This is a genomic window from Klebsiella sp. GG_Kp146, from assembly GCF_040061975.1.
Lineage (GTDB): Bacteria > Pseudomonadota > Gammaproteobacteria > Enterobacterales > Enterobacteriaceae > Klebsiella > Klebsiella quasipneumoniae.
In genome coordinates, this window is the sequence record NZ_JBEAHA010000003.1 from 187,790 (window position 1) to 207,558 (window position 19,769).

At 58.9% G+C, this 19,769-nt stretch carries 23 protein-coding genes; 9 read left to right on the forward strand and 14 right to left on the reverse strand.

What is annotated here, in order from left to right:
* Window positions 1-34: 34 nt before the first annotated feature.
* The 3 genes from ABLU95_RS05390 to ABLU95_RS05400 form a co-directional block, all read right to left on the reverse strand.
* Entirely contained in the window at window positions 35-2,335 is a 2,301-nt protein-coding gene (locus tag ABLU95_RS05390) for an FdhF/YdeP family oxidoreductase (RefSeq protein ID WP_110237740.1), read from the reverse strand.
* A gap of 320 nt (window positions 2,336-2,655) precedes the next feature.
* Window positions 2,656-3,573, reverse strand: a complete 918-nt coding sequence (locus tag ABLU95_RS05395) for a bestrophin family ion channel (protein WP_032452977.1) — start codon at window positions 3,571-3,573, stop codon at window positions 2,656-2,658.
* Between the two features lie 243 nt (window positions 3,574-3,816).
* A complete protein-coding gene (locus ABLU95_RS05400) occupies window positions 3,817-4,758 on the reverse strand; it encodes a cation diffusion facilitator family transporter (RefSeq protein WP_348878976.1) in 942 nt (313 codons plus the stop codon).
* A gap of 221 nt (window positions 4,759-4,979) precedes the next feature.
* Here ABLU95_RS05400 and ABLU95_RS05405 point away from each other — a divergent pair, with 221 nt between their 5' ends.
* On the forward strand, window positions 4,980-5,666 hold the full coding sequence (locus tag ABLU95_RS05405) for an ABC transporter substrate-binding protein (RefSeq protein WP_086075893.1): 687 nt from the start codon (window positions 4,980-4,982) through the stop codon (window positions 5,664-5,666).
* A gap of 1 nt (window position 5,667) precedes the next feature.
* On the opposite strand, the gene ABLU95_RS05410 is transcribed toward ABLU95_RS05405, so the two are convergent.
* The 4 genes from ABLU95_RS05410 to ABLU95_RS05425 all read right to left on the reverse strand — a co-directional run bounded on the left by ABLU95_RS05410 (window position 5,668) and on the right by ABLU95_RS05425 (window position 7,762).
* Window positions 5,668-6,537, reverse strand: a complete 870-nt coding sequence (locus ABLU95_RS05410) for an oxygenase MpaB family protein (protein WP_023289819.1) — start codon at window positions 6,535-6,537, stop codon at window positions 5,668-5,670.
* Window positions 6,538-6,650: 113 nt separating this feature from the next.
* Window positions 6,651-7,082, reverse strand: coding sequence for an OsmC family protein (locus ABLU95_RS05415; protein ID WP_004202630.1), 432 nt, complete (start codon window positions 7,080-7,082; stop codon window positions 6,651-6,653).
* Window positions 7,083-7,195: 113 nt separating this feature from the next.
* Entirely contained in the window at window positions 7,196-7,342 is a 147-nt protein-coding gene (locus tag ABLU95_RS05420; protein WP_065881663.1) for a hypothetical protein, read from the reverse strand.
* A 15-nt stretch (window positions 7,343-7,357) separates the two neighbouring features.
* Window positions 7,358-7,762 (reverse strand): YdeI family stress tolerance OB fold protein, encoded by a 405-nt coding sequence (locus ABLU95_RS05425; RefSeq protein WP_004202632.1) that lies wholly within the window; start codon window positions 7,760-7,762, stop codon window positions 7,358-7,360.
* A gap of 145 nt (window positions 7,763-7,907) precedes the next feature.
* On the opposite strand from ABLU95_RS05425, the gene ABLU95_RS05430 reads away from it, so the two are divergent.
* The 3 genes from ABLU95_RS05430 to ABLU95_RS05440 all read left to right on the forward strand — a co-directional run bounded on the left by ABLU95_RS05430 (window position 7,908) and on the right by ABLU95_RS05440 (window position 10,182).
* On the forward strand, window positions 7,908-8,411 hold the full coding sequence (locus ABLU95_RS05430) for a hypothetical protein (RefSeq protein WP_087777026.1): 504 nt from the start codon (window positions 7,908-7,910) through the stop codon (window positions 8,409-8,411).
* Between the two features lie 8 nt (window positions 8,412-8,419).
* A complete protein-coding gene (locus ABLU95_RS05435) occupies window positions 8,420-8,866 on the forward strand; it encodes a YetF domain-containing protein (protein ID WP_023289822.1) in 447 nt (148 codons plus the stop codon).
* 320 nt (window positions 8,867-9,186) lie between these two features.
* Window positions 9,187-10,182, forward strand: a complete 996-nt coding sequence (locus ABLU95_RS05440) for an SDR family oxidoreductase (RefSeq protein ID WP_348878979.1) — start codon at window positions 9,187-9,189, stop codon at window positions 10,180-10,182.
* Here ABLU95_RS05440 and ABLU95_RS05445 read toward each other — a convergent pair.
* The 5 genes from ABLU95_RS05445 to ABLU95_RS05465 all read right to left on the reverse strand — a co-directional run bounded on the left by ABLU95_RS05445 (window position 10,179) and on the right by ABLU95_RS05465 (window position 13,311).
* Window positions 10,179-11,804, reverse strand: a complete 1,626-nt coding sequence (locus ABLU95_RS05445) for an alpha-amylase family protein (RefSeq protein WP_348875405.1) — start codon at window positions 11,802-11,804, stop codon at window positions 10,179-10,181. The two genes, ABLU95_RS05440 and ABLU95_RS05445, sit on opposite strands and share 4 nt — an antisense overlap.
* Window positions 11,805-11,843: 39 nt before the next feature.
* Window positions 11,844-12,017 (reverse strand): hypothetical protein, encoded by a 174-nt coding sequence (locus ABLU95_RS05450; RefSeq protein ID WP_277475700.1) that lies wholly within the window; start codon window positions 12,015-12,017, stop codon window positions 11,844-11,846.
* A gap of 16 nt (window positions 12,018-12,033) precedes the next feature.
* Complete coding sequence (locus tag ABLU95_RS05455) at window positions 12,034-12,540, reverse strand: ferritin-like domain-containing protein (RefSeq protein WP_087848779.1); 507 nt, start codon at window positions 12,538-12,540, stop codon at window positions 12,034-12,036.
* 23 nt (window positions 12,541-12,563) lie between these two features.
* Window positions 12,564-12,779, reverse strand: a complete 216-nt coding sequence (locus tag ABLU95_RS05460) for a hypothetical protein (RefSeq protein ID WP_004202641.1) — start codon at window positions 12,777-12,779, stop codon at window positions 12,564-12,566.
* Between the two features lie 346 nt (window positions 12,780-13,125).
* Window positions 13,126-13,311: a general stress protein gene (locus ABLU95_RS05465; RefSeq protein ID WP_008804757.1), complete on the reverse strand. Its 186-nt coding sequence runs from the start codon at window positions 13,309-13,311 to the stop codon at window positions 13,126-13,128.
* 654 nt (window positions 13,312-13,965) lie between these two features.
* On the opposite strand from ABLU95_RS05465, the gene ABLU95_RS05470 reads away from it, so the two are divergent.
* Together ABLU95_RS05470 and ABLU95_RS05475 are read left to right on the forward strand one after the other, a co-directional pair.
* Window positions 13,966-14,880, forward strand: coding sequence for an SDR family oxidoreductase (locus tag ABLU95_RS05470; protein WP_348878981.1), 915 nt, complete (start codon window positions 13,966-13,968; stop codon window positions 14,878-14,880).
* 189 nt (window positions 14,881-15,069) lie between these two features.
* Entirely contained in the window at window positions 15,070-15,315 is a 246-nt protein-coding gene (locus ABLU95_RS05475) for a YmjA family protein (RefSeq protein ID WP_004202643.1), read from the forward strand.
* Between the two features lie 67 nt (window positions 15,316-15,382).
* Here ABLU95_RS05475 and ABLU95_RS05480 read toward each other — a convergent pair whose 3' ends face one another.
* Window positions 15,383-16,276 carry a LysR family transcriptional regulator gene (locus ABLU95_RS05480; protein ID WP_049013668.1) on the reverse strand — a complete coding sequence of 298 codons (894 nt, stop codon included), beginning with the start codon at window positions 16,274-16,276 and terminating at the stop codon, window positions 15,383-15,385.
* A 114-nt stretch (window positions 16,277-16,390) separates the two neighbouring features.
* Between ABLU95_RS05480 and ABLU95_RS05485 the strand changes: the two genes are divergently transcribed.
* The gene (locus ABLU95_RS05485; protein ID WP_064157951.1) at window positions 16,391-17,242 is read left to right on the forward strand and encodes a Vmh family MBL fold metallo-hydrolase; all 852 of its coding nucleotides are present in this window, start codon (window positions 16,391-16,393) and stop codon (window positions 17,240-17,242) included.
* A gap of 177 nt (window positions 17,243-17,419) precedes the next feature.
* Window positions 17,420-17,560, forward strand: coding sequence for a stationary-phase-induced ribosome-associated protein (gene sra, locus ABLU95_RS05490; RefSeq protein ID WP_012541615.1), 141 nt, complete (start codon window positions 17,420-17,422; stop codon window positions 17,558-17,560).
* On the opposite strand, the gene ABLU95_RS05495 is transcribed toward sra, so the two are convergent.
* Window positions 17,557-17,664: a hypothetical protein gene (locus tag ABLU95_RS05495; protein WP_032425875.1), complete on the reverse strand. Its 108-nt coding sequence runs from the start codon at window positions 17,662-17,664 to the stop codon at window positions 17,557-17,559. The two genes, sra and ABLU95_RS05495, sit on opposite strands and share 4 nt — an antisense overlap.
* A 78-nt stretch (window positions 17,665-17,742) precedes the next feature.
* Here ABLU95_RS05495 and ABLU95_RS05500 point away from each other — a divergent pair, with 78 nt between their 5' ends.
* Window positions 17,743-19,440 (forward strand): NAD-dependent malic enzyme, encoded by a 1,698-nt coding sequence (locus ABLU95_RS05500; RefSeq protein ID WP_180265891.1) that lies wholly within the window; start codon window positions 17,743-17,745, stop codon window positions 19,438-19,440.
* Window positions 19,441-19,769 lie beyond the last annotated feature (329 nt).

Below are 19,769 nucleotides of genomic sequence, written 5' to 3' on the forward strand. Positions count from 1 at the left end.
AGGACGGCGCGACGCCGCCCAACGCCCTCCTTCTTTAACGCACGCCGGACAGCGGGCGGATCTCTTTCGAGCGCAGCGTCAGGCGGACGGGGACCGACTTATAGGAGGGCGTTCCGCTCTCTTCATCCAGATAGTTCAGCGGCACCAGCACGTTGGCTTCCGGATAATAGGCGCCGACGGTGCCGGGCGCGATGCCGTAGGCCACCACCGTGATATCTCTGAGCGTCAGCGAGCTGCCCGGCAGCGCAGTGTGGATATCGACCCGATCGCCATGCTCCAGACCCTGGGCGGCCATATCCTGCTCGTTCATAAACAGCACGTCGCGGCGGCCGAAGACGCCGCGGTAGCGGTCATCCATGGCGTAGATGGTGGTGTTGTACTGGTCGTGGCTGCGCAGGGTCACTAAGCGCATCACCTCCTCGCCCTCCACCACCACGTTCTCATGCACGCCTTTGAAAACCGAGAACATGGCTTTGCCGGTGGCGGTAGGCCAGATGCGCTCGGTCGGCGGCAGCGGCATGCGAAAGCCCCCGGGGTGGCGAATGCGCTGGTTATAATTATCGAACCCCGGAATGGTCTGTTCGATCAGCTCCCGAATACGGTCGTAATCTTCCACCAGATACAGCCAGTCCACTTTGCTGGCCGGCAGAGTGGCCATCGCGAGACCGGCGACAATCGCCGGCTCCGAGCGCAGCGTCGGCGAGGCGGGCTTTAGCTTGCCTGACGAGGCATGCACCATCGACATCGAATCCTCGACGGTGATCGACTGTCGGCCGCTGGCCTGCAGGTCAAGCTCGGTGCGGCCAAGGCACGGCAGAATAAAGGTCTCTTTCGCCGTCAGCAGGTGCGAGCGGTTGAGCTTGGTGCCGACGTGCACGCTGAGCTCAAGGCCGCGCATCGCCGGGAAGGCGCGTTCGTGATCCGGCATCGCCACGGCGAAGTTGCCCCCCAGGCAGATCAGGGCTTTGGCGTCGCCGGCGATCATGGCCTCCAGCGCCTTCACCGCATCGTGACCATGATGCCGCGGCGGCGTGATCCCCATCACCCGCTGCAGGCTGTCGAGGAAGGCCGCGGAAGGTTTTTCGCTGATCCCAACGGTGCGGTTTCCCTGCACGTTAGAGTGGCCGCGCAGCGGACAGATGCCCGCCCCCGGCTTGCCGATATTGCCGCGCATCAGCAGCAGGTCGGCAATCAGCCGGACGTTGGAAGTGCCTTTATTATGCTGAGTGATCCCCATGCCGTAGGTGACGATGGTGGCCCTGGATTTGGCGTAGGCCACGGCGACCTGGGTCAGCGACTCGCGCGTCAGGCCGGACTCCTGCTCAATGTCCTGCCAGCGGGTGGCGTGCAGATCCTCGGCGAAGGCGGCGAACCCCTGGGTATGTTGCGCAATAAACGCGTGGTCGAGTACCTGGCCCTGCTCCTCCTCCAGCTGCAGCAGCGCTTTGGCGATCCCTTTCAGCGCCGCCGCGTCGCCGCCGGCCCGCACCTGGTAGTAGGTCGAGGCGATCGGCGTCGAGCGATACGTCGCCATCTCCATCACGTTTTGCGGGTCGGCAAAACGCTCCAGCGCCCGCTCACGCAGCGGATTAAAAACGATAATCGGCACGCCGCGGCGGGAAAGCTCATGCAGGGTGCCCATCATCCGCGGGTGGTTGGTGCCCGGATTATGGCCGATAGAGATCACCAGCTCGGTCTGGTCAAAATCGTCGAGGGAAACGGTGCCTTTGCCAATGCCGATCGACTGCGGCAGGCCCACGCTGGTGGATTCATGGCACATGTTAGAGCAGTCGGGAAAGTTATTGGTGCCATACTCGCGGGCAAACAGCTGAAACAGCCATGCCGCTTCATTGGAGGCCCGTCCGGAGGTGTAGAATTCAACTTCATCCGGCTGCAGGCCGCGAAGGATCTCGCCGATACGGGCGAAAGCCTCTTCCCACGCCACCGGGCGCAGCGTGTCGCTGGCGCGGTCGTAAACCAAAGGATGGGTTAAGCGGCCATAGCCCTCCAGTTCAAAATCGCTTTTCGCCAGCAGGGAGGTCACGGTGTTAGCCGCGAGGAACGCTGGCGTCACCCGTTTGGTGGTCGCCTCCCAGGTCACAGCTTTGGCGCCGTTTTCGCAAAACTGAAAAGTGGATTTATGCTCTTTATCCGGCCAGGCGCAGCCCGGGCAATCGAAGCCGTCAGGCTGGTTGGTTCGCAGCAGCGTGGCGGGCGCTTCAAAGGCATCCATCTGGGTACGCACGGCGATGGCCGTCGCCTTCAACGCGCCCCACCCGCCTGCCGGACCGTCATAAGGGTGAACACCGGGAACCGCGCGTCTTTTATTGGTCATCTTTTTACTCCTGCTGCTCTGTTCTGGCCGCCGCCAGCGGAAAAAAAGCGTGCGACGACCCCGGCGACGAGGCGTGGTGTGCGCGGCGTCACCTGATAAGAATGCTGTTTCTCAAGGATAGTACGATGGGAAAGCGTAGGTACTGCGTTTGTTAACCGAATAATAACATACACCACAAATCTGTATAATTGATGTTATCTATCGGGTGTTAAATTTAACTTATTTGCAAATTTTGCTTTTATCGCTCCCTCCGCGCGGCGGGTCGCATGGGCGCGGGAAAGTGATGACCGGGCAGCGGAAACTGCCCGGTGCGCAGGGGCTCAGGTCAGGTTGAAGTACCGGTCCGGACGCAGCGTCTCCGGCAGCGGATGTTGACCGGTCATGTCGAGCAGATTGCGCTCAATGGTATTGCACATCGCGTTCAGCGGCAGGTCGTTGGCGGCGGTGCCGAAGGGATCCTCCAGCTCTTCCGCCAGTGAATCCCACGACAAAAAGGTGTAGGAGATAAAGACCGAGACAAACGGCGTCATGTAGTGCAGATCCCCGACCAGGGCGAACGGCAGCAGCGTGCAGAACAGATACACGGTGCGCTGTAGGATCAGGGTATAGGCGAACGGCACCGGGGTGGTGGCCAGCCTTTCGCAGCCGCCCAGCACGTGCGCCAGCTCATCGAGTTTGTTGTCCATCAGCCCATAGGTGATGTCGCTAAGCTTGCCCGCCTCGCGAAGCTGGCCGATTTCGTTGCCGACCAGCAGCAGGATCCGGTTGGTAGGCATTGAGCTGGCGAGGATCTCCGCCACCTGGTCCGCCGGCAGCAACCGCCGCAGGTCAGCCGTCGGATCGGTTTTGCGCAGCTGGTGCTTCAGGCTCCAGCTAAAAGCCACCAGGTAGCTGACAATGCGGCGATGGGCATCGTGTTCGGCCGGCAGGATATTGCGCAACTGGCGCACCAGCGTACGTTCGGCGATAAGCACCGTCCCCCACAGATTGCGCGCCTCGACGAAGCGGCTGTAGCTGGCGCTGTTGCGAAAGCCGAGGAAAATCGCTATCGCGATCCCCAGCAGGCTGAACGGCGCCACCGTTAAGTGGATCCCCCACTGCGCGTACCATTGATAGCTGATAATGGCGATGATGGACATCAGCACATTAAGCAGCAGACGAAAGATGATTTTTGACAGCACGGAGCCGTGCCAGTCAAATAGGCGAAGAAACCAGTGTTGTTCTGGCCGAATGATCATTGTCTGACTTCCTGAATTACCGCTCTGGTTATTATCTCTTAATAAAAAATAGAGAGTATCGATGAACCGATTGGTTTATTTTATCGTTAACTGCAACGGGCAGATCTGCGCCATTATTTAGCGATGGTCATGGCCGGCTCAGTATGAGCCTTATTTATCGTTCGGGCAATCAATGTGCGAGCGGGTGGCGCGAGGAATAATGGCTCAGAGGTTAAATAACCGCTGAGCCAGTCTGTTTTCCGCTTATGACGTCAGGCAGTTTGCCTCCCCCGGCGAACCGGCAACCGCCGCGCTGGGATCGAGATGCACCATCACATTGAGCACCGGATGGTGCGCTATGACCCGCGCCCGCGCCTGCCGGGCAATCTGATGCCCTTCGGCTACCGACAGCTCTCCGGCCACCTCGAGATGGACATCCACCAGCACCAGATCCCCCGCCTTACGGGTTTTCAAATCGTGCAGACCCGCCACGCCCGGCGTGGCCCGCAGCGTGCCGGCGATCGCCCGCTGCGTCTCTTCATCGACGGCGCGGTCCATTAAATCGTGCAGCGCGGTGGCGGCGAAACGATAGCCCATCCGCGTAATCACCAGCCCCACCGCCAGCGCGGCGAGCGGATCGAACCAGGCAAACCCGGCCAGATTACCGATGATCCCCAGCGCCACCACCAGGGATGACGCGGCGTCCGAGCGGGCATGCCAGGCGTTGGCGATGAGCAGCGAGGAGTTCAGCCGCCTGGCGGCCGCCAGCATATAGCGAAACAACCCCTCTTTGACCACCAGCGCCGACAGCGCCATCCACAGCGCCACGCTGTGCACCGGCGCAATCGTCTGCGGTTGCGCGAGATGACCCGCCGCAGACCACAGCATACCGACCCCGACCAGCGCCAGGATCGCGCCGAGGACCAGAGAGGCGCCGTTCTCATAGCGCCAGTGGCCATAATGGTGATCGTGGTCAGAGGGCCGGCGACTCTTTTTATTCGCCACCAGCACAACGCCATCGGCGAGCAGATCGGAAAAAGAGTGCATTCCATCGGCAATTAACCCCTGGGAACCCGAGAATATTCCTACCGCAATCTGCAACGCGGAGAGAAAAATATTGACCACCACGCTAACCAGGGTACTCTTTCGCGCCTGCTCCGAACGCTGATGATATTTATTATCATTTTCAAAATTATGTTGTGTCATTATTTCTCTCCCTCAGTGAGCGGGAAGAATAAACTGACAAGCTGAGTTTATGCTTAACAATATAAAAGCCATTGCCTTGCGGTTTAACGAATTCGCTGCGGTCGTTAATGAATAGATTCTGAAAGTGTGGCCGGAGAGGTACAACCGCGCGCGGATGGACTATCTTATCACTGGCGCCGACAGGTCGGGCCGCCTTCTCTTAGCCACCACAGGAGTCAGCGATGTCAGATATCACACCCTCCCGACTGCGTTTTGCCATTAATCTGGGCAATGCGGTACTGGCCCATCCTGGCGAAAGGGGCGTGCCGACAGGCATTACCCCCGAGCTCAGCCATCGACTGGCGAAGCGCTGGGGCGTCGCCGCCGAGTTCGTCACCTATCCTGCCGCCGGTAAAGTGGTGGCCGACGCCGGCGGCGAACGCTGGGATATTGCCTTTCTGGCCATCGATCCGGCACGGGAGGCGACCCTGCGCTTTACCTCTCCCTATATCACCATCCAGGGAACCGCGCTGGTGAGAGCCGGTTCGCCCTGCCAGAGCGTGGCCGATATGGATCGCCCGGCAACCACGATTAACGTCGGGCAAAACGCCGCCTACGATCTGTGGCTAACCCGCCATCTGCAGCACGCCAGCCTGAATCGTCTCCCCTCCTCGCAGGAGGCCATCGACGCCTTCCTCGCCGGTGAAGGGGATATGGTCGCCGGCATCCGTCAGCCGCTGGAGGCGACAGCGCGCCGCCATCCGGAGGTGCGGGTCCTGGCGGATAATTTTACCGAGATCCAGCAGGCCATCTGCGTCGCCCGGGAAGACGTGGCCCGCTTTAGCGCGGTGAACGACGCGTTGAACGAATGGCGAGCGGACGGTAGCCTGGAGGCGCTGATTGCCCGGCACCTGAGCGAGGCGGGCTGAATCACGCCTCCGCCATCCGGCGCATGGCGCAATGCCAGGCGCCGTTGCGTACCGAGGCGCGCAGCACGCGGGCGATAGCCTGCACCATCAGACGCGTCGTGCGCCGCTGCAGCGGCGTCAGCGACAGTCCCAGCATCTCCTGCGCCCATGGCGGCAGAAGATCGATCCCGGCCCGCATCATCACCTGGCCAACCGGCTGACTCAGGCGACCCGGCAGACGGGTGGTGAGCAGCACCTCAGCCACCTCCCGGGTACGTTCGTCACAGCGCAGCTGCGGGCGCATCGCCTCAAGATAGTCCGCGACCTCATTCGGCGTCCGGGGAATATCCTCGGCCCCCAGCCGGCGAGCGATCTCCGCCGACTCGCGAAAATAGTCCTCCTGGCGCTGGACGCTGACCACCGTGCGCTTATAGCGCAGGTGGGAGGCCATAAAGCGGCTGCACTCGGCGACATGCACCCAGGTCAACAGCGCCGGGTCGCTTGCCTGATACGGCGTGCCGTCCTTGTCCACCCCGGCGATCCGCTGATGGATCCCCTGCACTTTGGCGATCAGCCGCTCCGCGTCGGGGGTGGCGGCGAAGGTGGTGGCGGAGATAAACTGACTGGTGCGGCGCAGGCGGCCAAAGATATCCTCGCGAAAACGGGAGTGGTCCCAGACGCCGGCCAGCGCCAGGGGATGCAGCATCTGCAGCAGCAGCGCGCTAATGCCGCCGCACAACATAGAGGTAAAATCGCCATGCACCTGCCAGATGGCTGATTGCGGACCAAACAGCCCCGGCTCCCCTTTGGGCTGTTCAAAGTCAATCTCTTTTAGCGCCATGCCGGTCAGGCCGAGCACCTGCGCCTCGATCATCCCGCGAATGCCGATCATGATGGAGTCCTTTACGTTTGCGAAAGGACCCAAGATACCACTATTGCGCAGCGGAGGCAGTGGCGGGGAGAGAGAGCGCGGGAACGGTGCCCGCAGAGTGCGGGCACGACAGCTTACGGATTCAGCTGGTAGTCGAGGGTGATATTGGCTTTCAGCACCTGCGATACCGGGCAGCCGGCCTTCGCTTTCTGGATGATCTCATCGAACGCCGCCGGCGCGACGCCCGGCAGGACAATCTGGCTTTGCAGCGCGATGTCGGTTATCGCAAACCCGCCGTCGGTTTTATTGAGGGTGACCACCGCGGTGGTGTCGATGGACGTCGCGGTATAGCCCTCTTCGCTGAGCATCAGCGACAGAGCCATCGAGAAGCAGGCGGCATGCGCGGCGCCGATCAGCTCCTCGGGGTTGGTGCCTTTCACCCCTTCAAAACGGGTGTTAAAGCCGTAGGGCTGCTGGCTCAGCGCCCCGCTCTCCGTCGACACGGTGCCTTTGCCATGCTTGAGATCGCCTTCCCAGTGCGCCAGCCCTTTCTTATGAATCGCCATATTACTCCTCCTGTGATGATGTCGAACAAAAAGTATAGTGCCTGATGCCGAACCTGCGTCTATTCTGCGGCCCGCCACCCCGGCGTTCCCGAAAGTTCCCGTTGCGGGTGACGCTAACGGCCATCGTGAGGATGGTAAGGATCGGTTTTGTCATCCTCGCTATCGTCCCGTTTACGCGGCACTTCGCCCTGTTCGCCCGGCGCCTCGCGCGCAGGGTGCTTCCCGCGCTCCTCGCCATGCGTGTGAGATGTTGTGCTCATACCGGCAAGCCCCCCTTATTTAGGCGACTGTTTGAGCAGGCGATCGATACGCACTACCGGCGGCGTCATTTTGCGATCAAGGCTACCGTTAATACTGACCAGATCGTCAGGCTCTACATGCTGTTCATTAAACGCGGCAACCGGAATAATGGCGGTGATGGTGCCGCTTTTATCGCGAAACTGATAACGGTCATCTCCCTGCCGGGTCAGCAGATTGCCGCGCAGCGAAACCGTGGCGCCGTCGTGCATGGTTTTCGCCTGCTCAACGGTCATGATCCGCCCCTCCTCGACGCCGCGATAGCCGTCATCCAGTTTGTGCGGCGGCGGCGGCGCGGCATCCTGGCTAAAACCGCCCTTATCGTCCGCCTGCGCGACAGCGGCGGCAAACAAACAGGCCATGGCCAAGGCTAATTTTTTCATCATGCCTCCTTGTTTTTGCTGATGAACAGAATAAAGCCTGGCTGAGGCTGGCCATTTTTACAAAGTCAATTGTTCTGATATCGTCTAATATAAGAATGTCCTTATCGTTGCGCTGTTGCCGAAACGAAACGCGGGGAAAATAATAATGATTGAGAATCAAAAGCCTTGTCCCATCGTCGACGAAAATGAACGAGCCCTCCGCTTTGAATATCGCTTCAGGCGCTATGGGATAATTGCACTCAGCCTCATTATCCTTACCGCGTTAAGCGGCCTGTGGTCCTCTGGTTATTTCAGTGAGGCGCACCGGGAAAGCGCCGGAGGTGAATTAATCGTCGATTACCAGCGTTATGCCAGACTGATGAGTGAAACCGAACTGAATATTCAGATCAAACCCACCCAGGAAAATGACACGACGATCAGCTTCGCCGCCACGTTATTAACTCGCTACCAGCTTGGCGATATCCGCCCGCAGCCGGATAAAATGTACAGTGCCGACGGGAAATTATATCTGGTGTATCAGCGGACGACCAGCCGCTTGCCGCTCTCAGTGTGGTTAGCGATTACCCCCAAAACCATAGGCACGCTCTCCCTGCAGGCGGCCGTCAACGATCGCCCTGCCGTCAGCTGGCAGCAGTTTGTCTATCCGTAGGAGTCGCGATGGAAATGGTCCTTAGAGCCGCAGCAATCTATCTGATATTGCTGATTATTTTCAAGATTGCCGGCAGACGAACCCTGATGCAGTTAACGAATTTTGACCTGATATTGCTGCTGATTATCAGCGAAGCTACCCAGCAGGCGATGCTCAGCACAGACTATTCCGTCACCGGTTCGATGCTGACTATCGTCACCCTGGTGAGTATTGATATTTTATTTGGTTATATTAAGAAAAAATTTGCCCAGGCGGAAAATTTCCTTGATGGCACGCCGGTTATCGTGGTGGAAAATGGTGCTGTCATCGATGAGAAAATCAAGCTCGTCAATATTTCTGTCGATGATATCCTGCTGGCGGCCAGGCAGCACCATGGGATTTATGAACTGAAAGCGATCAAATTCGCTATTCTCGAACGTAACGGCCAGATATCCATTATTCCGCAACAGGAATAACACCGGAATAGCTATTTATCGCGCTCCGGTTGTTTATCCCCCGATTCCGGGGCGCGGGTGGCGTCATCCTCTTCTTTTTCAACGCTACGCGTGTTTGATGTCAACATTTTTCCTCCTCGCGGGTTGTCAGGGACCTTACAGATTATAGAACCTCAACGCCTGCTTATGCAGAAACAGGCCAGAGTCATCACGATATGTCGCCTGATTCACACTGCGCTTATTCCAGGATATTTCCCACCTCACTGTTATTATTTGTGCTTAATAATTATTCGTTCCGTGCAGCTTAAATTTACGATAGCGAAAAAATGAATGAGGTCATTATGTCCGTGATGGTTATTACTGGCGGAACCGCCGGGGCAGGAAAAGCCACCGCGCTGCGTTTCGCCCGCGCAGGATATCACGTGGCGCTGATCGCCCGCGATGAAACGGGTCTGCAGGAGACGCAGCAGGCCTGCGAACGGTTTGGCGTCAAAACGCTGACGATTAGCGCCGATGTTGCCGATGCCGGGGCTGTGCAGCGCGCCGCCGCCGAGGTGGAAGCCACCCTCGGTGCCATAGACGTCTGGATCAACAACGCCATGACCACCGTACTGGCGCCCTTTCGTCAGATGAGCGACGACGAATTTCGCCGGGTGACGGAGGTGACCTATCTCGGCTATGTCAACGGCACCCGCGCGGCGCTGGAGGTGATGACGCCCCGGGATCGGGGGGTGATTATTCAGGCTGGATCGGCGCTGGCCTGGCGCTCGATCCCCCTGCAGTCGGCCTATTGCGGAGCCAAAGCGGCCATTCGCGGCTTCACCGATGCCGTGCGCACCGAGCTGATGCATGAGAAAAACCACATCCAGTTGACCATGGTCCAGCTGCCGGGGATGAACACCGCTCAGTTTGGCTGGGCGCGCAACAAAATGGATCAGGCCATGCAGCCGGTACCGCCGGTCTATCAGCCGGAGGTCGCCGCCGAGGCTATCTACAGCGTGATCCAGCGGCCGGTGAACGAGCTGTGGGTGGGGAAAAGCACCATCCAGTCGATCCTCGGCCAGGTCTTCTTCCCTCGTCTGCTCGATCGGCTGATGGTGAAGAAAGCGTGGGAGGGACAGTTTACCGGCCAGCCGAAGCCGGCAGAGCACCAGGACGACCTGTTCACGCCGGTGCGCGGCAATCATCCCGGACACGGCCCTTTTAACGAGGGCGCGCGGCGTAAAGCAGTGACCATCAGCGCCGATCTCCCGGGAAAAGTGGCTGCTGGCGTCGGCGTGGCGGTGGCGACGATGGCCCTGCGCGCGTTGTTCCGCCGACCGGGGAGACGGCGCTAAGCCAGGCTGCGGCTGAACCAGCGGTAGCCATACCCTGAGAGCGCCAGCCGCGCCTCTTCCCCGCCGCGCAGCCCGTCCTGGTAGAACTTATCTTCCAGAATCGGGCTCCAGTAGCCCTCGGCCAGCGGCGGGAGCTGCACCTCTACCGCCTGCTGGCCGCAATTCGCCAGCATCAGCACCTCCCGCGATTCGCTGCGATAGCACAAGGCCAGCACAGCGGCAGGCTTCACCGTAAGGAGGGTAAAAGGGATGGATCCCGGTTCAGTATATTCCGTGCGCGCCAGCACCATATTGCGCACCCGATGCAGTAGCGAGCGGGGGTGGCGCAGCGCCGCTTCGACATTGATCCGCTGGTAGCGAAACCGTCCGCTGGCCACCGGTTTTACCGGCAAATCATCCCGCGCCGCCCGGGAGAAGCCGCCGTTGGGCGCCGCCGACCACTGCATCGGCGTTCGGACCGCGTAGCGCTCCGGTAAGCGCAGATCGTCGCCCATACCAATCTCGTCGCCATAGCGCATCACCGGCACGCCAGGCAGCGCCAGCAGGATAGCATGGGCCAGCGCGATGCGTCGGGTATCGCCACCCAGCATCGGCGCCAGCCGCCGGCGCACGCCGCGCTGGTAAACCGACATCGATTTATCCGGGGCAAAGGTGCGGATAACCTGGCGCTTGTTGCGTTCGCCAATCCCCTCCAGGTCCAGTTCATCATGGTTACGCAGCCAGTTGACGAAGCAGCATCCGTCCGGCGGGGCTACCATCGCCTGCAGCGCCTTCACCACCGGGGTGGCGCGCTGCTGCGCCAGGCTGACATAGAGGTATTTATTAAGCCAGAAATTGAGCACCATCTGCAGCCGATCGCCGCGGCCGAAATAATGGCGATACGCTTCCACCTCCACGTCCACTTCACCCAACAGTATCGCGTCGGGGTTGAGGCGCTGCACGACCTGGCGAAGATGCGTCAGCAGCGGGTAGCCCCGCGCCTCTTCGCCCTTCCCGGCCTGCTTCACCAGATGTGACGCCGCATCGAGGCGAAATCCTGACACCCCGGCCTGCAGCCAGAAGGTGATGATGTTTTCAATTTCGGCGATCACCGGCGGATGAGCGAGATTCAGGTCGGGCTCATGCCGATAAAACATGTGACGATAGTATTGTCCGGCCTGGTCGTCCCAGCTCCAGACGCTCTCCTCGACGCCGGGAAACATGGGCGGATCGTCGTTCTCCGGCGGCCGATCGGCCCAAAGATAGTATGGTCGCCACGGCGAGCGGGGATCGCGTCGCGCCGCCTGAAACCACGGGTGCCGGGCAGAGGTATGCTGGATAACCAGCTCAACGATCACCCGCAGTCCCAGCTCCCGGGCGCGGGCAATCAGCTCAATCACGTCGGCGATGGTCCCGAAGCGGGGATCGGGCTGCAGATGGTCGCTGATATCATAGCCATCATCCTGCAGGGGGGTGAGATAGAAAGGGGTCAGCCAGAGCACCGTCGCCCCCAGACTACGAATGTAGTGCAGCTTTTGGCGGATACCGGCAAGATCGCCAAACCCATCGCCGTTGGCATCGTAAAACAGAGAACTGTCCACCTGATAGATGACCGCTCTGTGAAACCACTCTTCCTGTTGCATCACTATCACCTTGCGTTCTGCCCGCCACTGTCAGCTTCCTCAGCGCGCCCTCCTGTTCCTGACGTCTGCTTTGCCGACAGGCGATACGGGATCATGCTCTGCAGGAGGGGCCCTGTTGGCCACCGCGTCCACCAGCGCCTGCTGCCTGGCGGTTAATTTCAGCGGAACCGCTTTCTCGGTGGCGAGCAGCGCGATGGTGTGGCGCTTAACCATAATTGACTCCGGCGGCTTATTGTCCGGCCTCAACGCCGGGCAGATTGTTATGCATCAGATATTGCCCGGCCAGCGCCGGCAAATGATGCAGCAGCCAGTCAGCCATCCCTCTCTCTTCGGCAAGGATCCCTTCCAGAGTAGGCATCGCGCTATGGTCCCCCACTCGCTTCGCCGCCGTTAATAAAGCGGTATAGCAGGCGACCTCAAAATGGGCAAAAACGTAGGCGGTGATAATCAGTTTAATGAGCTCATCGCCGGGCAGCATGATGCCAATAGTCTGGCCCAGGGCTGCGACCCGGCTCATCGCATCCTTCAGCGCCGAGCGGGAGATATGGTTGCGGGCGATAAGGTCCTGCAGGGCCGACAGTTGCCGACGGGTTTCATAGAGATGTTGTTCAAGGCGGGTCCGTAATTGCGGTTCATTATCGAGGCGTCTGATGGTGGCCATAAGCAGTGACTCGGCCTGTTTTTCCATGGCATGGGCATCGCGAAGCCAGTTATGGTAATTTTCACTATCCGTCATATACACCTCTGATCATTAATTTTTTATTTTGACGGGGAGTCTTCATTCTCTTCCGCCGCCTGGTCAGCTCGCGCTGCGCTATATCCGGATAAATGCCCAACAATATTAGCGTAAATACTGATGAGAATGACCCACAGGACGCTGTCTTTCCACCAGATTAACGAGGGTATCGCCAGACCCACCCACATAACGGCGGCCACAAGATGACAACGCTTAATAAATACCGGCGTCAGTTTCATTTTATTACCTTAGATCTGAACAATATTTAGTAAGCGGATGTGTTGCTGCCCACTCCTGGCATCCGGCGGTTAATACCCGGCTGACAATATCTTCCCTTTCCGCAGCCATAAAAACAGTGCCGTCATTTACTCGCCCTTACCGCTTCGCCGGCACATTGCCGTTGCGGTAAACAGCGCTTAATTATTAAGGTTGCTATAATTTAATTATCCTGCTCCTTTTCTTCCGTTGCGGACAATAGACGATGGGTAAGTGAAAGCGTACGCAAATAAACAGAAACCTGCGGACCGCCTGGCCCACAGGTTTCTGTCCTGACGCCGTCGAAACGGCGTCACGGGTCATCAGTCGCTAGCTGTCGCCGGCTTTACGGCCGCCGCCATGACTGTTCTTACCACCCTTTTTACCGGCTTCGGATGCACGCTCAGGATCATTTTTAAAGTTCCCGCCGCTGTGCTGTCCACCTTTACGCCCGGCTTCGGATGCTTTTTCACGATCTTCTGCAAAATTACCTGAACCGCCTCTATGCTCTGCCATAATGTTCACCTTTGGTTTGATCAATATCGGTTGGTAAATGGAAAATGACCCTGTTACAAATCATCGCCCTCGATGTCTAACACTAGAGGAATACCCGCAGGAGTCAAATTAATTCCGGCCATTAATCAGCGTTACCAATAAATAAATTAACGACAGCGAAGCGGCACTAAAAATTAATCTTTCTGCAACTCCTTCTTCGCTTTGGATTATATGCCCATTATGGTCTGCTCTGCGGACAGCGATCCTCGTTTGTAAACAAATGAAAATAAAGTGATGAATAAATATTTCTTCCACTCCCGGACAGCCACCCTTTCAAAAAATACCACCTAAGAGGCATGGCTTTATTAGCCATGCGTAGCGGTTAACTTAATATTCCCTTTTTCACGACGCGTCTTCCTCTCCGTCTTTAAAAAATTTTTCCCGGGGAGAAAAATAGCCCAGCCACGTTAAATATTGATGGAATAATCCTAATTTAACCCCAGCGATATTAACGCAGCGCTATTCACTTAAATACGCCGGGGATCAGTCGGTTAAGAAATAACAGTACCTCTTTTCCCGGGCATTCACTGGCCCTGGGCGAGTCGCCCGGGGTCTGGCGATAGGGGAACCTGACCTATCCTTACAGCTGGCCCGTTCTGTCTGAAGGAGATGACTATGCAAGATGAAAAACCGCCAATGAAGAAATTACCCACCTCCATGTTGCCAGAAGAGACGGCTCCACGTCCGGAGTTCCCGGAGCAAGAACAAAACCCGCCGGGTCTGGATGCGGAAATGGAGCCGTCACCGGACCATGGGGAAACCAGCTACACCGGCACCGGGCGGCTGGCCGGTAAGAAAGCGCTCATTACCGGCGGTGACTCCGGCATTGGCCGCGCGGTGGCGATCGCCTTTGCCCGCGAAGGGGCCGATGTCGCCATAAGCTATCTGCCGGAAGAGCAAGAGGATGCCGATGAAGTCATCGCCCTGATTAAAGCCGAAGGCCGCACCGCGGTGGCCCTGCCGGGGGATATTCGCTCCGAGTCCTTCTGTCAGTCGCTGGTGACCGATGCGGTGGAACAGCTGGGTGGCCTGAGCATCCTGGTCAATAACGCCGGGCGTCAGCAATATTGTGAGACTCTCGAGGAGCTCACCACCGAAGACTTTGACGCCACCTTTAAAACCAATGTCTACGCGCCGTTCTGGATCACCCGCGCCGCGCTGCCCCATCTCCAGGCCGGGAGCGCGATCATCAACACCACCTCGGTGCAGGCCTATAAACCCAGTCCGATCCTGCTCGATTACGCCCAGACCAAAGCCTGCCTGGCGATCTTCACTAAATCGCTGGCCAAACAGGTGGCAAAACGCGGCATTCGCGTCAACGCCGTGGCGCCAGGCCCTTACTGGACGGTACTGCAGTCCAGCGGCGGTCAGCCGGACGAGAAAGTGAAACAGTTCGGGAAGGACACGCCGATGGGGCGTCCGGGACAGCCGGTCGAGATCGCCCCGCTGTACGTCACCCTGGCATCCGATGCCTGCTCTTATACCTCCGGCCAGGTTTGGTGCTCTGACGGTGGGGACGGGGTAGTCTAAGCCTCCCGGCAGACCGGCGTGCGACATCGCGCGCCGGTTTTACCCTCCGCCCCCGGGGATTGGTATCTGCCCTCTCGCCTCGCCGGCGCGGCGATTTTTCCTCTCCTGCAGCCTACCGGCTGCATGCTATGATACTCGCCCGCCGCTGTGCGCTAACCCCGGCCCTGACGCCAATCCTGAGGACGACAGATGAGTAATGACATCCCCCTGAAATTTTATGACATCGTGGACGAATACGAGACCGAAGCGGCTGCCCCGGTTAAGGATGAGGAACGCGATGCGCTGGCGCGCTATTTTCAGCTGCTGATTGCGCGGTTAACCAATAACGAAGAGATCGACGAAGAAGCGCAGCAGGAGATGGCCCGCGAGGCGGCCATTGACGAGCGCCGTATTGACGATATCGCTAACTTCCTCAATCAGTGGGGCAACGAGTAAGTCTTATCGTCAGCTCACCGGCAGGGCCGCCGCCCGCCGGTGTTGCCGCTGAAGGCGACGCCGCTGCTCAGGCATCGGCGAGCGTTTCCCCCAGACGTCGCTGCAGCGCATCCAGAAACAGCGGCAGCCCATCGGGCTGATAGTCGCGGGAAAGATAGATGCCGTAAACGCTCAGCGCCTTCGGCGTCCAGTCAGGCAGCACCACCTCCAGCGCGCCGCTGGCAATCGCGCCCCGCGCCTCCAGTTCGGGGAGCATCGCGATGCCGCACCCGGCGACCGCCGCCTCCAGCAGCAAGGAAGAGATCCCCGCGCTCAGATTACCGTTCACCGCCACCGACGCCTCCTGCCCCTGCGCATCGCTGAACTGCCAGCGCTGGCCGGCAAAATGGCTGTATAACAGGCAGTTATGCTGTTGCAGATCGTCAAGCGTCGTCAGCGGACCATGCTGGCGGAGCCAGCGCGGCGCAGCGCAGAGTAGCGACCGGCACACGCCGAGACGGCGAGCGATAGCCCCGGCCTCCGGATTATCGGTAATGCGAATGGCCACGTCGATGCGCTCGCCGATCAGGCTGACCGGATGGTTATTGATATCCAGCTCCAGGCGCAACAGCGGATAGCGAGCGAGAAAGTCCGGCAGCAGCGGGGAGATCAGCTGCATCGCGGTAAAATGCGCGCACGCCACCCGCAGCGTGCCGCTGGGGTCGGCCCGCTGGCGCTCGCCGGCGATTTCATCGGCGATCCGCGTCAACCCGCGGGTCTTGAGCAACACCTTCTCCCCCGCCGGGGTCAGCGTCAGCCGCCGGGTTGAGCGATGGATCAGCCGGGCGCCGGCCCAGCTCTCCATCTGTTCCAGATAGCGGCTGACCATCGGGCGCGACATCCCCAGCGCGCGCGCCGCGGCGCTGAGGCTTCCCAGTTCGCAAATCCGCAGATATACCTGCGCCGCAATCACCCTGTCCATCACGCCTCCTTCATCTGCACGATTTATGAAACTCAGCATCTCTTATTTCAGGAATTCTATCAAATAGCGAAATCCGTACAATGCTACGCATTCCCCTGTGACTGAGAATAAATGATGAAATTATCTGCCCTTGCTATTGCCACCGCCCTGTTCAGCGGCGCGGTCTTCGCGGCACCGCTGACGCTGCAGACTTACAACCCTCAGGAGAAAGGTATTTTTGCCGTCAACTCCACCCTCGTTTCCGGCCCGCATGAAGCGGTGCTGTTTGACGCCCAGTTCAGCGTCAAAGACGGCGAAAAGCTGGTGGACATGATCAAGAAAAACGGCAAACCGCTGTCGCGGATTGTGATCACCTCCGGCGATCCTGACTTCTACTTTGGCCTTGAGCCGCTGGTGAAAGCCTTCCCGCAGGCGGAAGTGGTCGCCACGCCGGAAGTGGTTAAACATATTGAAGCCACCAAAGCGGCAAAGCTGGCGTACTGGGGCCCGCAGATGAAAGACGGCGCGCCGACGCAGGTATACGTCCCGCAGGCGCTGAAAGCCAACAGCTTTACCATCGATGGCGAAACAGTGACGATTATGCAGCCGCATGACTACGCGGCGTTCGTTTGGATCCGGGCGAACAAAACGATCCTCGGCGGCACCGGCGTGGCGTGGGGCATGCATCTCTGGACCGCCGACACCCAGACGCCGGCCAGTCGCCAGCAGTGGCGCACTACGCTGGACCAGATGATTGCCCTGCACCCGCAGCAGGTGATCCCGGGGCATTACCTCGGCACGCCGCCGGAGGGTGACAGCGCGGTGCGCTTTACAAAAACCTACCTCCAGCAGTTTGAGCAGGCGCTGAAGACACATAAGGATTCCGCCGGGGTGATCAAGGCCATGGAGACGCAGTGGCCGGGGCTGGCGGAAACCAGCTCGCTGGAGCTTAGCGCCAAAGTTAACACCGGCGAGATGAAGTGGTAATGCCGGCGCTGCGCGAGGGAGACTGTTCTTAATCTGGCGCGCTAAGGTTGCTATTGCCCTGAAAATGGACCACCCTACCTGAGGCCGCATAAAAAACGTGCGGCCAACTTTGGGTTACATTTCATCCGGTCACCACCGGGTTTGCCCTTGAAACCAGAACAGGATAAAGGAGTCAGAATGAAATCGAACCATCAGGCACGTCATCTTCTCGGTCTGAACTACAAGCTTTCCCAGCAGAAAAAAGTGGTGCTGGAAGGCGATGAAGAAACCACCCTCAACCATATCCATGCTACCGGCCGCAAACGCCGCGGTGGTTAATTTTCAGCCTGAGTGATGATAAACAACACCGTCCTGTTGCCAGGATGGTGTTTTTTTATGGCAATTGACGGCTTGTTTACCCGCTTGAAGACCTTCTGCTCTATACTCTGCCCGCTGCTTTTCCACCCGCCCTTCGCTTATCGCCGCGCCGGGACTGTGGACACGATCAAGGAGTTAGTGCGATGCAATTTACCCATAAGAAAAACCGTTCCCTGTACATCCCCTACGCGGGCCCCGTTCTGCTTGAATTCCCTCTGCTCAACAAGGGCAGCGCCTTCAGTATGGAAGAGCGCAGCAGTTTCAACCTGCTTGGCCTGCTGCCGGAAGTGGTTGAAACCATCGAAGAGCAAGCGGAACGCGCCTGGATCCAGTATCAGGGATTCAAAACAGAAATCGACAAACACATTTACCTGCGTAATATCCAGGACACCAACGAGACCCTTTTCTATCGCCTGATTGGCAACCATCTCGAAGAGATGATGCCGGTTATCTATACCCCGACGGTGGGCGCCGCCTGCGAACGTTTCTCCGAGATTTACCGTCGCGCCCGCGGCGTCTTTATCTCCTACCAGAATCGCCATAACCTTGACGACATTCTGCAAAACGTCCCGAACCATAATGTCAAAGTGATTGTGGTGACCGATGGCGAGCGTATCCTCGGCCTCGGCGACCAGGGGATCGGCGGGATGGGGATCCCGATCGGTAAACTGTCGCTGTACACCACCTGCGGCGGCATCAGCCCGGCTTACACCCTGCCCATCGTGCTGGACGTCGGGACAAACAACCAGCAGCTGCTGGACGATCCGCTGTATATGGGCTGGCGTCATCCGCGTATTACCGACGACGAGTACTATCAGTTCGTTGACGATGTGATCCAGGCGATTAAAGCCCGCTGGCCGGACGTGCTGCTGCAGTTTGAAGACTTTGCGCAGAAGAACGCCATGCCGCTGCTCAACCGCTACCGCAATGAGATCTGCTCCTTTAACGACGATATTCAGGGCACCGCGGCGGTCACCGTCGGGACGCTGATCGCCGCCAGCCGCGGCGCCGGCAGCCAGCTGAGCGAACAGAAAATCGTCTTCCTCGGGGCGGGCTCCGCCGGCTGCGGCATCGCCGAGCAAATTATCGCCCAGATCGTCCGCGAAGGACTCAGTGAAGAAGAGGCCCGTCAGCGCGTATTTATGGTTGACCGCTTCGGCTTGTTAACCGACGGCATGCCTAATCTGCTGCCGTTCCAGAACAAGCTGGTGCAGAAGCGTGAACATCTGCAGGACTGGGATACCACTAACGATGTGCTGTCCCTGCTGGACGTGGTGCGCAACGTGAAACCGAACATCCTGATCGGCGTTTCGGGTCAGCCGGGGCTGTTCACGGAAGAGATTATCCGCGAGATGCACAAGCATTGCCCGCGGCCGATCGTGATGCCGCTCTCCAACCCAACGTCACGGGTGGAAGCCACGCCGCAGAATATCCTGAGCTGGACCGACGGCGAGGCGCTGGTCGCCACCGGCAGCCCGTTTGCCCCGGTGACCGTGAAAGGCAAACAGTATCCCATCGCCCAGTGCAACAACTCCTATATCTTCCCGGGCATTGGTCTGGGGGTGATCGCCTCCGGCGCTTCGCGGGTCACCGACGAGATGCTGATGGCCGCCAGCGAAACCCTGGCGAAACACTCGCCGCTGGTGAACAACGGCGAAGGTCCGGTTCTGCCGGAGTTGAAGGATATCCAGACCGTCTCGCGGGCGATTGCCTTCGCGGTCGGTAAGGTGGCTCAGGAGCAGGGCGTGGCGGTGAAAACGTCCGCGGAAGCGCTGCTGCAGTCCATCAGCGATAATTTCTGGCTGCCGGAATATCGTAATTACCGCCGCACCTCAATTTAATCGCGCTCACCGGGCCGCACGATCGGCCCGGTTATTAATAGCGTCCGGATAATATTCCCCGCCACAGATACGCCTTTTTCGCCCATATTCATTTATCGTAAAAATAGAAACCAGATAGCATTTGCCGCGCGCCCTGTGCCACGCAAAATCATGGCCTCTGCCCCCTAGCAGACGATCCGCAGGCAGAAACTGCAGCCGCGCGGGGCGGGACAATCGATATCCGACGCTTCTCCACACCCTGCCAGTTTTGTCACTGGCGCGCTTTTCCTTTCCCCACTACACTGCCATCACCCATTCACTTACTGAATATAAAAGGAGGCCCCCCATGC

Excerpts from the sequence above, each read along its gene's own strand:
- ABLU95_RS05390 (WP_110237740.1), bottom strand. The coding sequence starts at position 2,335 with ATGACCAATAAAAGACGCGCGGTTCCCGGTGTTCACCCTTATGACGGT.
- ABLU95_RS05395 (WP_032452977.1), bottom strand. The coding sequence starts at position 3,573 with ATGATCATTCGGCCAGAACAACACTGGTTTCTTCGCCTATTTGACTGG.
- ABLU95_RS05400 (WP_348878976.1), bottom strand. The coding sequence starts at position 4,758 with ATGACACAACATAATTTTGAAAATGATAATAAATATCATCAGCGTTCG.
- ABLU95_RS05405 (WP_086075893.1), top strand. The coding sequence starts at position 4,980 with ATGTCAGATATCACACCCTCCCGACTGCGTTTTGCCATTAATCTGGGC.
- ABLU95_RS05410 (WP_023289819.1), bottom strand. The coding sequence starts at position 6,537 with ATGATCGGCATTCGCGGGATGATCGAGGCGCAGGTGCTCGGCCTGACC.
- ABLU95_RS05415 (WP_004202630.1), bottom strand. The coding sequence starts at position 7,082 with ATGGCGATTCATAAGAAAGGGCTGGCGCACTGGGAAGGCGATCTCAAG.
- ABLU95_RS05420 (WP_065881663.1), bottom strand. The coding sequence starts at position 7,342 with ATGAGCACAACATCTCACACGCATGGCGAGGAGCGCGGGAAGCACCCT.
- ABLU95_RS05425 (WP_004202632.1), bottom strand. The coding sequence starts at position 7,762 with ATGAAAAAATTAGCCTTGGCCATGGCCTGTTTGTTTGCCGCCGCTGTC.
- ABLU95_RS05430 (WP_087777026.1), top strand. The coding sequence starts at position 7,908 with ATGATTGAGAATCAAAAGCCTTGTCCCATCGTCGACGAAAATGAACGA.
- ABLU95_RS05435 (WP_023289822.1), top strand. The coding sequence starts at position 8,420 with ATGGAAATGGTCCTTAGAGCCGCAGCAATCTATCTGATATTGCTGATT.
- ABLU95_RS05440 (WP_348878979.1), top strand. The coding sequence starts at position 9,187 with ATGTCCGTGATGGTTATTACTGGCGGAACCGCCGGGGCAGGAAAAGCC.
- ABLU95_RS05445 (WP_348875405.1), bottom strand. The coding sequence starts at position 11,804 with ATGCAACAGGAAGAGTGGTTTCACAGAGCGGTCATCTATCAGGTGGAC.
- ABLU95_RS05450 (WP_277475700.1), bottom strand. The coding sequence starts at position 12,017 with ATGGTTAAGCGCCACACCATCGCGCTGCTCGCCACCGAGAAAGCGGTT.
- ABLU95_RS05455 (WP_087848779.1), bottom strand. The coding sequence starts at position 12,540 with ATGACGGATAGTGAAAATTACCATAACTGGCTTCGCGATGCCCATGCC.
- ABLU95_RS05460 (WP_004202641.1), bottom strand. The coding sequence starts at position 12,779 with ATGAAACTGACGCCGGTATTTATTAAGCGTTGTCATCTTGTGGCCGCC.
- ABLU95_RS05465 (WP_008804757.1), bottom strand. The coding sequence starts at position 13,311 with ATGGCAGAGCATAGAGGCGGTTCAGGTAATTTTGCAGAAGATCGTGAA.
- ABLU95_RS05470 (WP_348878981.1), top strand. The coding sequence starts at position 13,966 with ATGCAAGATGAAAAACCGCCAATGAAGAAATTACCCACCTCCATGTTG.
- ABLU95_RS05475 (WP_004202643.1), top strand. The coding sequence starts at position 15,070 with ATGAGTAATGACATCCCCCTGAAATTTTATGACATCGTGGACGAATAC.
- ABLU95_RS05480 (WP_049013668.1), bottom strand. The coding sequence starts at position 16,276 with ATGGACAGGGTGATTGCGGCGCAGGTATATCTGCGGATTTGCGAACTG.
- ABLU95_RS05485 (WP_064157951.1), top strand. The coding sequence starts at position 16,391 with ATGAAATTATCTGCCCTTGCTATTGCCACCGCCCTGTTCAGCGGCGCG.
- sra (WP_012541615.1), top strand. The coding sequence starts at position 17,420 with ATGAAATCGAACCATCAGGCACGTCATCTTCTCGGTCTGAACTACAAG.
- ABLU95_RS05500 (WP_180265891.1), top strand. The coding sequence starts at position 17,743 with ATGCAATTTACCCATAAGAAAAACCGTTCCCTGTACATCCCCTACGCG.